This is a genomic window from Halobacterium yunchengense (genome assembly GCF_037031165.1).
GTDB lineage: Archaea > Halobacteriota > Halobacteria > Halobacteriales > Halobacteriaceae > Halobacterium > Halobacterium yunchengense.
Genome location: NZ_JAYEZL010000006.1, coordinates 116,686 through 129,027, shown reverse-complemented (window position 1 = coordinate 129,027; position 12,342 = coordinate 116,686). Strand labels below are relative to the sequence as shown.

The window sequence follows — 12,342 nt, the reverse complement described above, 5'->3', positions numbered from 1 at the left end:
GCCGATGCGATGCACGGTGATTCCCCTCCAAGGGACATCACCCACGCACAATCCTTCCGACGCGACACGCCACAGCGGTGCTGCCGTCCGTCCGTGGAGAACAACCCACAGCCGTGCTGCCGCCCTCAGCAGCGAGGGGTCGGCGACGAGTTACGGGCAGAGAAGCGAGTCGTCAGTCGTCCGCGCTGGCGGGGGCGCCGAAGGCGCCGCCGAACGACGCGCTCGCGTCGGGTTCGGCGTGCTCGACGGTGACGCGGACGCCGTCGCCGTCCACGGTGAGGGTGACGTCGTCGACGCCGCAGGCGTACTCGGCGACGTGCTTGCCGGACTGGCGGATGCGCAGGGACTCCTCGAGGAGGCCGGCGTCGTCGAGGATGTCGACCTTGCGGTAGGCGGTCGACTGCGCGAGGTCGCAGGCGTCCGCGACCTCGTTGACGGTCAGGGCGTCGTCGCGGGTCGCTTCGAGGATGGCGCGGCAGTCGGCGTCGTCGACGGCGTCGAGGACGCGCTGCACGTCGTCGCTGTCGGTGAGGGTGGCGGGTCCGTCGTCCGTGCGGCCGGCGCGTAGCGCGCCCCGGGGGTGACTCTGGCTCATGTCTCGTGGGACGAACCCCGGGGGGCTATGCGTGCGACCCCGGTATCGAGGGGGGTTCAAGTGGGGTCGCGTATCGGCGGCGAGCCGGGCCGCCGGAGCGGTCAGCCGTCCTCCTCGAGGACGTCCGCGAGGAGTTTCCGCTGGGCGGCGGCGAGGTGTTCGGTGAACGTCGACGCGGCGACGCCGAGCTCGGCGGCGACGTCGCCGGCGTTCGCGCCGCGCGGCTGCTCGAAGTACCCCATGTCGTAGGCGGTGCGGACGGCCTCAAGCTGGCGGTCGGTCAGCCGGCCGCGGTCGACGAAGACGCTGTCGCGGGGCGCGCCGCCGGTCGGCGCGCGCACCATCCGCCGGATGTCGACGTCCGGGAAGCGGTCGCGGAGCGCCGCGACGACGGCCTGCAGGCGCTCGAAGTCGCCGGCGTGGAAGACGAGTTCGAGCGCGCCCGCGTCGGCGAAGTAGCGGTCGATGGGCGTGTCGAACTCGCCGAGGCAGACGCACGGGCAGTCGGTGTCGGCGTCGTGGGTGACCCGGTGGAGGTGGCGGTCGGCGTACGCGAACACGGGGTCGCCGTAGTCGTCGGGGACGGCGTCGGCGTCGACGAGGAACTCGGTGACGGCCGTGCCGTCGACGGCGACGCTCGTCGCGACGTCGCTGATGGTGGTACTCGCGCGCGCCGAGAGGTCGGCGATCGGACAGCCCGGTGGCTCGGGGAACGCCACCGTCACGCGAATCCCGCCGGTCATCGTCGGCAGTTCACCGCCGTCGCACTTGAGCCTGCGGGTCGGCGCGAACGGGTCGCCGAGGCAGGGTCTGTCGGCCCCGGAGGAGGGTGTGCTCGCCGGTCAGGCGTGGCGCCGCTCGTCGAGTTCGATGTACCGGCCGCTGATGGAGTCCGCGCGGAGCTCGTACAGCTTGATGTCGAGGTCGCGCTTGGACTCCCCCCAGATCTCGAACAGCGGGCGCTTGGCGTCGCCGTACTGTTCGACGTGCTCGACGGTCATCTCGTCGCGGGGGATCTCGACGAGCGACCCCTGGACGACGACGCTGCGGTACGTCGGTTCGGCCTCCTCGTAGACGACGAGGCGGGCGTCCGGGTTCGAGGCGAGGAACGCCCGCTTCTCGCTGTCGGGCGTGGAGACCAGGCGGAGGTAGAACGTGCGGTCGTCGGCGTCGTAGCCGTAGGAGATCGGGATCGCGTACGGGTCGTCGTCGCGCGCGAGCGAGAGCACGCCGGTCTCGTGGCGGCCGAGGAGCGCGTCCGTGTCGGACTGCGACATCTCGGTCTGCTTCTCCAGGGCCATCGATATGCCGCCCTTGTTCGGGGATATCTTTATACTTGCCCATCTGGGCCCGGACGACGGACAGACGGCGCAGCGGCGGGGTTCCCCGCCAGTGAGGCGGCTCCCGGCGCGTCACTGGCTGGGCGACTGGCTGGACGGGGAGAACGCGGCCTGCGTGACCCTGGACCCGCAGACGACGCACCCGTTCTCCACGAGCGCGTCCCGCATCGCGGGGTTGACCTCCATCGACTCCCCGCAGGCCGGGCAGACGAAGGTGAACTCCTCACTGGCGGTCATCACCTACTCGTATGCGCTCCCGGGGTAAATGAACCCCCCTGTTTCCAAGGCGCTGGGAAGGCCTCACGCGCCGGCTGCGAGTGGGACGGAGTCACCGGAGTCGCGCCGCCAGCGCCCCGAGTCGCGCGCGTAGGGCGTCGAGGCGTGCGCCGAGCCCGGCGGTCGACGCGCTCCGCCTCGAGGGCGCGTCCGCGCGTGCAGACCGTGGCCTCCCCGGGAGCGCTCCGGCGAGGTGGCGCCGGACGACGGCCAGCGAGGCGGCGACGACCACCAGGGGGAAGCCGACGAGCGCGGGCGCGGACAGCGGTTCGACGGACGGCGACACCTGTACGCCGAGGCCGTACGCGACGTACACGCAGCCCACGAGGACGGCGACGGTCGCGGCGGCGACGGCGAGGCCGAGCCGGCGCGTCCGCGCGTCGAGGTGCCGGCAGAACGCCTCCAGCCGGCCGGCGACGTGCGTCGCGGCCTCGCCCGGCGACTCGGTGGCGCCGGCGCGCCGGACGGCGGCGGCCTGCTCGCGCGTGAACGCCCCCAGGCCCGGACGCGGCGCGACGGCCGCGTGGACGGCGACGCCGGTGGCGACCGCGCCCCCGAGTGCGACGGCCGCGACGCCCGCCGAGACGGGCGCGGTCAGGGTGAGCCGCGGCCCGGTCGGCGGCCGGTAGCGCGCGACGACCGCGAGTGTCGCCGCGAGCAGGAACGCCGCGAGCGCGAGCACGCGCCACGCGGTCGCGCGGACGCCGTCGAGGGCGTCCAGGTGCGCGCCGAGCACCGTCTCGGTCCCCGAGACCGGCGCCCCGGCGGTTTCGTCGAAGCCGCTCGCGTCGACCGGGTCGGGTCGGCGGTCCGGCGGCGTGCCGCCCGGCGGCACGTCGAACGCGAGGGGGTCGGCGACGGCGTCCTCGACGAGGCGCGCTGGCGTCGTGTACGACTCGCGGAGCGCCCGCGCGGTGTCGTCGTCGAGGCCGTAGAGGGAGGCCGAGCGGCGCGCGTCGTCCATCCCCAGGGACAGCAGGGAGACGTGGTCGAGTGCGGGCTGGACGTTCGTGAGCGTGACGACCGCCCACTCGCCGGCCGGGTCGTCGAGGCCGGTGTACCGCGCGACCTCGTCGCTGTCGGCGGTGGTCGCCCACACCTGGCCGACGGACCGCAGCCCGAAGTCGCGGTGGAAGCAGACGTAGTCGCCGCGGGACAGCTCCGCGACCACCTCGGTCTCGCGGGTCGCCCACGCGTGCGTGTCCGCGAGACTCCGCAGGAGGTCCGAGACCGCGGGCGGCTCGACGGCGGCGTCGTAGCCGTCCCCGAACGCGGCCGCGAGGTCCTCGCTGTCCAGGGACGCGAGGTAGACGCGGTCGGCGAACGCTGGTGGCATACGGGTGCGCTGACGCCCCGGGCACTTAGTCGTATCCGGCCGGCAAGCGGGGTATTGAAATGCCACCGCCTCTATACGACAGGGTATGCCGAAGTACTCGACCGGCGGCGCTGGCGGCAGCGGCGGCGGCCAGACCTGCGAGCTCTGCGGGTCGACGTCGGACTCGCTGCGGTCGGCGAACGTCGCGGGGGCGGAGCTGACGGTCTGTCCCTCGTGCGCGAGCAGCCACGACGAGAACCCGGAGTCGGAGCCGGACACCGACCAGCAGCGCCGGAAGCGCGCCGCGCAGAACAAGGCGCGGGCGTTCGACCGGGCGGGCGGCGACTCCTCGCACTGGGAGGAGAACGGCACGGACTACGAGCGCGACCGCCTGCCGTACCTGGTCGACGGCTACGGCGAGCGCGTCGTCCGCGCCCGCCAGGCCGCCGGTCTGCAGCGCGGGGAGCTCGCCGAGGAGCTCGGCGTCGACGAGGCGGACCTGCTGGCGGTCGAGCAGGGCCGCGCGACCCAGGCGAACGTCGGCGGCTCCGTCGTCGCGGCGCTGGAGGAGTTCCTCGACGTCGAACTCAGCGACGAGTAGCGCCGGGGGCTGCGGGCGGCGGTTCGTTTTTCTACCCGCGGCGACTCCCGACGCGTATGGCAGACTCGCTGGCACCAGCGGACCCGTACACGCTGTCGTTCGCGGCGACCGTGACGGCCGTCGACGGCGACGGCCTGCGACTGGACGAGACGTACTTCTACCCGGAGGGCGGCGGCCAGCCCGCTGACCGCGGCACGGTCGGCGGCGTCAGCGTCGAGCACGTCGCCGAAGACGAGGACGGCGTCGTGCACTACCTCGCCGAGGAGCCGGACTTCGGCGAGGGCGACGAGGTCCAGGCGGAGGTCGACCCCGAGTTCCGGACGTACTGCATGCGCGCGCACACCGCCAGTCACGTCCTGTACGGCGCGGGCCGGCGCGTGCTCGACGACCTGGGGTACGGCGGCTTCGACATCTCGGCGGAGAAGGTTCGCGTGGACTTCGAGACGAGCACGGACGTCGACGACGGCGTGCTCGCGGAGCTGGAGCGGTTGACGAACCGCGCGGTCTGGGACTCCCACGAGGTCGCCTGGGAGCACGTCCCGGCCGAGGAGGCGCGCGGCCGCGAGGACGTGGCGTTCAACACGAAGACCGAGGAGGGCGTGATGAGCGACGCCGACGAGGTGCGCGTCGTCACCGTCGAGGACTGGGACGTGGCGGCCTGCGGCGGGACGCACGTCCGGAACACGCGCGAGATCGGGCCGGTCTCCGTCCTCGAGCGGTCGAACCCCGGCGAGGGCCTGACGCGCGTGGAGTTCGCGGTCGGGCCGTCCGCCGTCGAGCGGCAGGCGGACGTGCGGCGCGCGACCCTCGACGCGGCGGCCGCCCTCGGCGTCCCCGAGGACGAAGTCGGCGACGCGGTCCGGAGGCTGCAGGCCGACAGGGACGACCTGGAGGCCGAACTCGCCGACCTGAAGAGCGAGGTCCTCGAGTCCCGGGTCGCGGGCCTCGACGCCCTCGAGAAGGACGGCGCGACGTGGCGCGTCGGCACCCTGGACGGCTTCGACGCGAACGACGTCGGCGAGGCCGCCAAGGAGGCCGTCGGCGACGCAGGCGGCGTGGTCGCCGTCGCGGGCGGCGACGGCGGCACGTACGTCGTCGTCGCGGCGGCGGACGGCGCGGCGGACGCCGGCGACGTGGTCGGCGACGTCACCGACGAGTTCGGCGGTGGCGGCGGCGGCCGGCCGTCGTTCGCGCAGGGCGGCGGCATCAGCGCCGACCCCGCCGAAGTGGCGGCCTACCTCCGCGAGTCGTAGCGCCGCACGCTGTCCGCGAGTCGTAGCGCCACGACGGCACCCGCACCGAGCGGCGCGGCCGGCGGACCGGAATCACTCATCTTTTTTCAGGGGAGACGCAAGAGGCGGTATGGACCTCTCCGCCGAGCAGCGCCAGATCCGGGACGCCGTCCGCGAGTTCGCCGTCGAGGAGATCCGGCCGACGGCCGCCGAGTCCGACCGCGAGCAGTCGTTCCCCGAGGGCGTCTGGGACGGCCTCGCCGAGATGGAGCTGACGGCGATGACGGTGCCCGAGGCGTATGGCGGGCTGGACGTCGACTCGGTGACGTACAGTCTCGTCAACGAGGAGGTGGCGTACGGGGCGCTGTCGGTCGCGACCGCGCTGTCCGTGCACTGCCTGGCGACGTCCTGCATCGCGGAGTTCGGCAGCGACGACCTCAAGTCGGAGTGGCTGCCCGAGATGGCCGACGGGCGGCCGGTAGGCGCGTTCGCGCTGTCGGAACCGGACGCGGGCTCGAACCCCGCCCAGATGACGACGGAGGCCGTGCGGGACGGCGACGAGTATGTGCTGAACGGGAAAAAGCAGTGGATCACGAACGGCCAGCGCTCGGGCGTCGCCATCGTGTTCGCGAAGGTCGACGGCGACGACGACAAGATCACGCAGTTCCTCGTGCCGAAGGACGCGGCGGGCATCGAGGTCGGGAAGAAAGAGGACAAACTCGGGCTGCGGGCCAGCGACACGACAGCGCTCCTCTTCGACGACTGCCGCATTCCCGCCGAGTACCGCCTCACGGAGGAGGGCAGGGGGCTCTCGGCGGCGCTGCAGATCCTCACCGGGGGTCGCATCGGCATCGCGTCGCAGGCCGTCGGGCTCGCGCAGGCCGGCCTCGACGCCGCACTCGAGTACGCGCAGGACCGCGAGCAGTTCGACCGCCCCATCTCGGAGATCCAGACGGTCCGCCACAAGCTCGCGGACATGGAGACGCAGACGCAGGCGGCGCGCCTGCTCACGCGCGAGGCGGCGCGGAAGGCCGACGCCGGCGAGGACCACCGGGCGGCCGCCGCGAAGGCGAAGTACTTCGCGAGCGAGGCGGCCGTCGACGTCACCAGCGAGGCCGTCCAGGTCCACGGCGGCTACGGCTACACGACGGAGTTCGACGTCGAGCGGTTCTACCGCGACTCGAAGATCACGACCATCTACGAGGGCACCAGCGAGATCCAGAAGGAGGTCGTCGCGCGCGGCCTCCTGGACTGACCGCGCCGACCGCCGACGGCGTCGTCACTCGGCGTCCTCGATGCGCTGCGCGGGGTTGCCCGCGACCGTCGCGCCCGCCGGCACGTCCCGCGTGACGACCGACGCGGCGCCGACCGTCGCGCCCTCGCCGATCTCGATGTCGCCGAGCAGCGTCGCGTTCGCGCCGAGCGTCGCGCCCTCGCGGACGGTCGGGTGGCGCTTCACGGGCCGCGGGTCGTCGCCGCCGAGCGTGACGCCGTGGTACATGTGGACGTCGTCGCCGACTCTCGCCGTCTCGCCGATCACGACGCCGGCGCCGTGGTCGATGGTGACGCGGCGGCCGAGGTCGGCGCCGGGGTGGATCTCGACGCCGGTGAGCCACCGCGCCAGGTTCGAGGCGACGCGGCCGGCGAGCGGCCACGCGCGGTACAGCGGCGCGGCGAGGAAGACGTGCAGCCAGACCGCGTGCAGGCCCGGGTAGCAGAGCAGGACCTCGAGGTCGGACGTCGCGGCGGGGTCCCGGGACCGCATCGCGGCGACGTCGTCGCGGACGCGAGCGAACATAGGGTGGTCTGCGCGGGCCGACGGGAAAAGCGTCCTGACCGGGGCGGGGACTGTCGCGACCACCGAAGTCCCTAACTCCGGGGGAGCAGTAGCGTCGGGCGTGACCGACGACTACGACGCGGTCGTCTACGACCTCGACGGGACGCTCGTGCGCCTCGTCGTCGACTGGGCGACCGTCGAGCGCGAGGTGGCCGACCGGCTCCGCGAGGTCGGCGTCGACCCCGACGAGCACGACACGTGGGAGATGCTGGACGCCGCGGAGGCGGCGGGCATCGGCGACGCCGTCCACGAGCTCATCGCGGCCCACGAGCGCGACGGCGCGGCGCGCGCGGAGCGCCTGCCGTGCGCGGACGAGGTCGGCGGCCTGGACGTGCCGGCGGCCGTCTGCTCGCTGAACTGCGAGGCGGCGTGCCGGACGGCGCTGGACCGCCACGGCCTCCTGGGGTCGGTGGTCGTGGTCGCCGGCCGGGACACCGTGCCGGCGCGGAAACCCGACCCGCGAGCGCTGACGTGGGTGCTCGGGGAGCTCGGCGTGCCGCCGGAGCGCGCGCTGTTCGTCGGCGACTCGGACAGCGACGCCGTCACCGCCGAGCGCGCGGGCGTGGCGTTCCGCTGGGCGTGACGAGAACGACGACCGGGAGCGAGCGGCGACGGCGACCGAGAGCGAGCGGCGACAGCGACTGTCGGTAGCGGGCGACGGCGGGGGGACAGCTACGACTGCCGGCGGCGCTCGTAGGCGTACGCCGCGAACGCGGTGAGAATCCAGACGACGGCGCCGACGCGGACGGCGAACGACGCGCGCGCCTCCCACGTCGGCAGCGCGTAGAACGTCGACAGGGCGGTGACGACGGGCGCGCCGACAACGACCGTGAGCACGAACGTCGCCTGCATCACCCACCCGTAGTCGACGCCCTCGGGGTCGGTCTCCTCCTGTAGCTCCGGCACGACCGGAGCGTGGACACCTGTCGGCTTAACTCCCGCGCTGTCGCGGTCCGAGTCGCGTACGTTTAAGCCGCGAGCGACGCGACTCCGGAGTATGCCCTCTGTGCGTAGCGTCAGGCGGCGGGCCGGCGAGGAGCCAATCACGATGCTGACCGCGTACGACGCGCCGACCGCTCGCGTCGTCGACGACGCCGGCGTCGACCTGATCCTCGTGGGGGACAGCCTCGGGAACGCGAAGCTCGGCTACGAGACGACCCTGCCCGTGACCGTCGACGAGGTGGCGAGCGCGACCGGCGCGGTGGTGCGCGCGACCGACGACGCCGTGGTCGTCGCGGACATGCCGTTCCTGAGCTACGGCGCCGACGAGAGCGACGGCGTCGAGGCCTGCGGCCGCATGCTCAAGGAGGAGGGCGCGGACGCCGTGAAACTGGAGAGCGGCCCGCACACCGTCGACCTCACCGACCGCCTGACGGACCTCGGGATCCCAGTGATGGCCCACCTCGGGCTGACTCCCCAGCACGTGAACCAGCTCGGCGGCTTCCACCGGCAGGGCACCGACCGGGACGCCGCCGAGCGCATCCTCGAACTGGCCCGCGACCACGAGGACGCGGGCGCGTTCGGTCTCGTGCTCGAACACGTCCCGGCGAACCTCGCCGAGGCGGTCACCGACGCGCTCGAGATCCCGACCATCGGCATCGGCGCCGGACCCGAGACGGACGGCCAGGTGCTGGTCGTGGACGACGTGATCGGCCTGTCGGAGCGCAGTCCGCCGTTCGCCGAGCAGTTCGGCGACGTCCGGTCGGAGATGGAGCGCGCGGTCGGCGACTACGTCGAGGCCGTCGAGTCCGGGGACTTCCCCGCCGACGAGCACAGCCACGTCGAGGAGGACGTCCACGACCTGTACTGAGTGTCGGTGGCCGCCCGCTGATAGGCTACCGCCTGCACCGGGTATCAGTGTTCGTACACTTGAAGGGCACCGCCTGTGCTTCCAGCGCGGGTTTTCCGCGACGCGTTGTCCGGTTCGAGAACTGTTATACGGTAGCTGTGCCAGGGCGGCTATATGTCAGCGAGAGACGCTGGGTCGCGGGACGGACAGCGACTGTTCGCCGTCGCGCTCGCCGTGCTGCTGAGCGCATCCGCAGTCGGACCGATGACCGCCGCCGAGGCCGCGGCGGACTCCCGGTCCCTCTCCGTCGGCGAGCAGACGGCTGCGACCGCGGACGCCGCCACGGGGACGATCGAAACGGAGCACTTCCGCATCGAGTACAGCGACGGCCACCGGAGCGAGGCCGAGACAGTCGCGTCGTTCGCGGACGACTACTACGAGGTGTTGCTACAGCAGTTCGGCGTGCCGCCGTCCGACGACAGGGTGTCCGTCGTCGTGGGCGAGAAAGGCGACCTCGAGTGCGAGACGACGGACGCCCAGGGGTGTTACGTCTCCGGCGTCGACGGGACCATCTATCTCGGTACCGACGCCCGGAGCGTCTTCTACCACGAGCTCGTCCACTGGCTGCAGGCCGAGTCGGTGGGCGACGGGAGCTTCATCAATCCGCCGGGCGCCATCGAAACGCCCCAGGTGATGGTCGAGGGGACCGCGACGTACCTCGACTCGCCGGCCGCCGAGATCGCTCGCGGAGCGTCCTTCAGTGCCGCTGAGGTCGACTTCGCCGAGACCGGTGACCTCGAGGGCGACGAGTACGACGACTACGCGCTGTTCGCCGAGTTCGTCCTCCGGGAGTACGGCCGCGAGGGCTTCGACGTCCTCTTCTCGGCGTCACACCCCCGAGCGCTGGAGGCCGTCACCGACGAGGAGTACAGCGAGATCCGGGAGCGGTTCGCCGACCAGCTCTCCGCCCAGGAGGGGCGGATGGCGGACGGCGGCGCGGTCCTCCCGGGGTTCACCCACGAGCCGTTCGTCGTCGAGGCGGGCGACGAGGTCACGGTCGACGCGTCGACGCCCGAAGCGATCGAAGCCCTCGACCGCGCGTGGTACAACGGCGACCTGGAGGCGGTCGAGTGGGACGTGGACGGCGACGGCGAAGTCGAGTCGTCCGGCGAGTCGGCGTCGTTCACAGTCGACGACCCGACGGAGCCGGTGACCATGTACGCGACAGTCGACGGCGAGACGTACGAGGTCGAACGGCGGCTGCTCGTCGACGACCCGCCCGAGTACGCCGTCGAGTCGGTGACCCCCGGCGACGGCGCCTGGGAGAACACCAACCGCGGCACCGTTGACGCGGTCGTGGTCCCGGGACAGACCGCCACCGTGGACGTGGCGGTGGCGAACGACGGCGAGTTCGGCGACGAGACGAGCGTCGAACTCGTCGGTGACGGCGAACTGCTCGCGTCCGAGCGCGTCGACGTCGGCGCCGGCGAGCGAGCGACGGCGGAGCTGACCTTCGAGCTGCCGGCCGACACGGAACTCGGCACGCACAGTTACGACCTCCGGACGGAGACGAGCGAACGGGAACTCCGCCTCGAGGTCGCCGAATCGCCGACACTCTCGTTCGACGAGGACCGGGGCATCGGTCTCGCGAACAGCGACCAGCTGGACGCCGGCGCCTCGACGGAGCTCGTGTTGCGGAACGGCATCGTGAGCGAGGACGTCACCCAGTACGACGGCCTGGACGTGGCGGTTGACGTCGGCGTCTTCTACGGCGACACTCGCGTGGCGACACGGACACTCCCGTTCGAGCCCGGCTGGGACACGCAGACGGTCGAGGTGCCCGTCGTCGAGGAGTCCGGCGACCACGAGCTCCGGGTCGAGATACTGGACGACAGCGGCGTGCTGGCCGTCGAGGACGGGGAGTTACGGACCGACGTGACGGTTACCGAGGCCCCGGTGCCGGACGTGGAGTCCGTCGACGTCGAGTCACCCGTGAGCGCCGGCGAGGAGTTCCCGGTCGGCGTCGACGTGACGAACGACGGCGACCTGAACGGGGAGGTGGCCGTCGAAGTGACCATCGGGGACGAGACGGTCACCGGGAGCCGGGACGTCGACGCCGGTGAGACGGAGACGGTCTGGACGTCGGCGGTCGTGGACGAACCGGGCACGTACGACGTGCGCGTGGACGGAACGGTCCTCTCGGAGGTCGACGTCGAGGCGGCCGAGTCCACGACGACGGACGACGCGTCGACGGGCACCGAGTCGACGGCGAACGCTACCGCGGACGGGGACGAACCGGCCGACGAGACCGCTACCCAGACGCCCGCCGGAGGGGAGTCGGGCGGGTCGGTGCCCGGGTTCGGCGTCTGGACGGCGGGCGTCGCGCTCGCGGTCGTCGCGGTCCACGCCCTCCGTCGCTGAGGACCGAGGACACCGCGACTAGAGGCCGCGCTCGGCGAGGAACGCCCCGAGTTCGTCGTTGAACGCCTCGGGGGCCTCCAGCATCGAGAGGTGGGCGGCGTCGGGGACCGTGGTCCACGCCCCGTCCTGCACGTGTTCTGCGAGGTACTCGTGGTAGTCCGGCGGCGTGAGGCGGTCGTACTCGCCGGTGAGCGCGAACACGGGGACGTCGACGGCGTCGAGGTCGCCGCGGACGTCGAACGTGTGACACGACAGGAAGTCGCGTTCGACGACCGCGCGGCCGGCCTCGCGCATCGCCGCCTCGGAGAACTCGCGCTCGCGGTCGCTGGGGTCGTGGAACAGCATGTCGTCGCGGTGCAGGAACTCGACGGCGCGGTCGAAGCCGCCGCCCCCGCCCGCCAGCCAGTCCCGGAGCTCGTCCAGCACCGCGAGTTTCGCGCCCGAGCCGGCGAACACCGCGGCGTCGACGTCGACGCGCGACTCGGCGAGGGCGTCGCGGTCGAGCAGCGCGGTGAGGACCACCGCTCCGCCGAGGCTGTTCCCGGCGAGGACGCCCGCCTCTACCTCGCCGGCGACGGCGAGCACGTCGTCGACGTACGCGCGCAGCGTCTCCGGGCCGGGCTCCGCGTCGACGTCGTCGCTGTCGCCGTGGCCGCTCAGGTCCACCGCGGCGACCGGCCGCTCGCGGGAGAGCCGCGCGAGCTGGGACTTCCAGACGGCGTGCGTGCCGCCGCTGCCGTGGACGCACAGCAGCGGCGCGGCGTCGCCGCCGCGGTCCTCGACGCGGTACGCGGTCGTGCGACCATCGTGGGTGACCGTCTCCATGGTTCCGGCGAGGGCGACCACCGCCAAAACACCTACGGCGCTGTGAACCGCAATTCCACTCGTCGCCGTACGGACCGACACGTCCCCCCACCGATTCGCGACAGACATATA

The 12,342-nt window shown here is 72.6% G+C and carries 14 protein-coding genes; 6 read left to right on the top strand and 8 right to left on the bottom strand.

The window, feature by feature from the left end:
• Nucleotides 1-172: 172 nt before the first annotated feature.
• The 5 genes from U5911_RS14895 to U5911_RS14875 form a co-directional block, all read right to left on the bottom strand.
• Nucleotides 173-595 (bottom strand): helix-turn-helix domain-containing protein, encoded by a 423-nt coding sequence (locus tag U5911_RS14895; RefSeq protein ID WP_336037847.1) that lies wholly within the window; start codon nucleotides 593-595, stop codon nucleotides 173-175.
• A 101-nt stretch (nucleotides 596-696) separates the two neighbouring features.
• The gene (locus U5911_RS14890; protein WP_336037846.1) at nucleotides 697-1,338 is read right to left on the bottom strand and encodes a helix-turn-helix domain-containing protein; all 642 of its coding nucleotides are present in this window, start codon (nucleotides 1,336-1,338) and stop codon (nucleotides 697-699) included.
• Between the two features lie 99 nt (nucleotides 1,339-1,437).
• A complete protein-coding gene (locus U5911_RS14885) occupies nucleotides 1,438-1,896 on the bottom strand; it encodes a pyridoxamine 5'-phosphate oxidase family protein (protein ID WP_336037845.1) in 459 nt (152 codons plus the stop codon).
• Between the two features lie 111 nt (nucleotides 1,897-2,007).
• Complete coding sequence (locus U5911_RS14880) at nucleotides 2,008-2,172, bottom strand: DUF7560 family zinc ribbon protein (RefSeq protein ID WP_336037844.1); 165 nt, start codon at nucleotides 2,170-2,172, stop codon at nucleotides 2,008-2,010.
• Nucleotides 2,173-2,263: 91 nt separating this feature from the next.
• Entirely contained in the window at nucleotides 2,264-3,547 is a 1,284-nt protein-coding gene (locus U5911_RS14875) for a hypothetical protein (RefSeq protein WP_336037843.1), read from the bottom strand.
• Between the two features lie 85 nt (nucleotides 3,548-3,632).
• Here U5911_RS14875 and U5911_RS14870 point away from each other — a divergent pair, with 85 nt between their 5' ends.
• The 3 genes from U5911_RS14870 to U5911_RS14860 all read left to right on the top strand — a co-directional run bounded on the left by U5911_RS14870 (nucleotide 3,633) and on the right by U5911_RS14860 (nucleotide 6,614).
• Nucleotides 3,633-4,127 carry a multiprotein-bridging factor 1 family protein gene (locus U5911_RS14870; RefSeq protein WP_336037842.1) on the top strand — a complete coding sequence of 165 codons (495 nt, stop codon included), beginning with the start codon at nucleotides 3,633-3,635 and terminating at the stop codon, nucleotides 4,125-4,127.
• A gap of 56 nt (nucleotides 4,128-4,183) precedes the next feature.
• Nucleotides 4,184-5,380, top strand: a complete 1,197-nt coding sequence (locus U5911_RS14865) for an alanyl-tRNA editing protein (protein WP_336037841.1) — start codon at nucleotides 4,184-4,186, stop codon at nucleotides 5,378-5,380.
• Between the two features lie 109 nt (nucleotides 5,381-5,489).
• Nucleotides 5,490-6,614 carry an acyl-CoA dehydrogenase family protein gene (locus tag U5911_RS14860; protein WP_336037840.1) on the top strand — a complete coding sequence of 375 codons (1,125 nt, stop codon included), beginning with the start codon at nucleotides 5,490-5,492 and terminating at the stop codon, nucleotides 6,612-6,614.
• Nucleotides 6,615-6,638: 24 nt separating this feature from the next.
• Here U5911_RS14860 and cysE read toward each other — a convergent pair whose 3' ends face one another.
• The gene (cysE, locus tag U5911_RS14855; protein ID WP_418771547.1) at nucleotides 6,639-7,157 is read right to left on the bottom strand and encodes a serine O-acetyltransferase; all 519 of its coding nucleotides are present in this window, start codon (nucleotides 7,155-7,157) and stop codon (nucleotides 6,639-6,641) included.
• 100 nt (nucleotides 7,158-7,257) lie between these two features.
• On the opposite strand from cysE, the gene U5911_RS14850 reads away from it, so the two are divergent.
• On the top strand, nucleotides 7,258-7,779 hold the full coding sequence (locus tag U5911_RS14850; RefSeq protein ID WP_336037838.1) for an HAD family hydrolase: 522 nt from the start codon (nucleotides 7,258-7,260) through the stop codon (nucleotides 7,777-7,779).
• Nucleotides 7,780-7,868: 89 nt separating this feature from the next.
• Here the strand turns inward: U5911_RS14850 and U5911_RS14845 are convergent, their stop codons facing one another.
• Nucleotides 7,869-8,102, bottom strand: a complete 234-nt coding sequence (locus U5911_RS14845) for a DUF5822 domain-containing protein (RefSeq protein ID WP_336037837.1) — start codon at nucleotides 8,100-8,102, stop codon at nucleotides 7,869-7,871.
• Between the two features lie 91 nt (nucleotides 8,103-8,193).
• On the opposite strand from U5911_RS14845, the gene panB reads away from it, so the two are divergent.
• Both panB and U5911_RS14835 read left to right on the top strand, forming a co-directional pair.
• Nucleotides 8,194-9,006 carry a 3-methyl-2-oxobutanoate hydroxymethyltransferase gene (gene panB / locus U5911_RS14840; protein ID WP_336037836.1) on the top strand — a complete coding sequence of 271 codons (813 nt, stop codon included), beginning with the start codon at nucleotides 8,194-8,196 and terminating at the stop codon, nucleotides 9,004-9,006.
• 153 nt (nucleotides 9,007-9,159) lie between these two features.
• On the top strand, nucleotides 9,160-11,406 hold the full coding sequence (locus U5911_RS14835; protein WP_336037835.1) for a COG1361 family protein: 2,247 nt from the start codon (nucleotides 9,160-9,162) through the stop codon (nucleotides 11,404-11,406).
• An 18-nt stretch (nucleotides 11,407-11,424) separates the two neighbouring features.
• On the opposite strand, the gene U5911_RS14830 is transcribed toward U5911_RS14835, so the two are convergent.
• A complete protein-coding gene (locus U5911_RS14830; protein WP_336037834.1) occupies nucleotides 11,425-12,231 on the bottom strand; it encodes an alpha/beta fold hydrolase in 807 nt (268 codons plus the stop codon).
• Nucleotides 12,232-12,342: the final 111 nt, after the last annotated feature.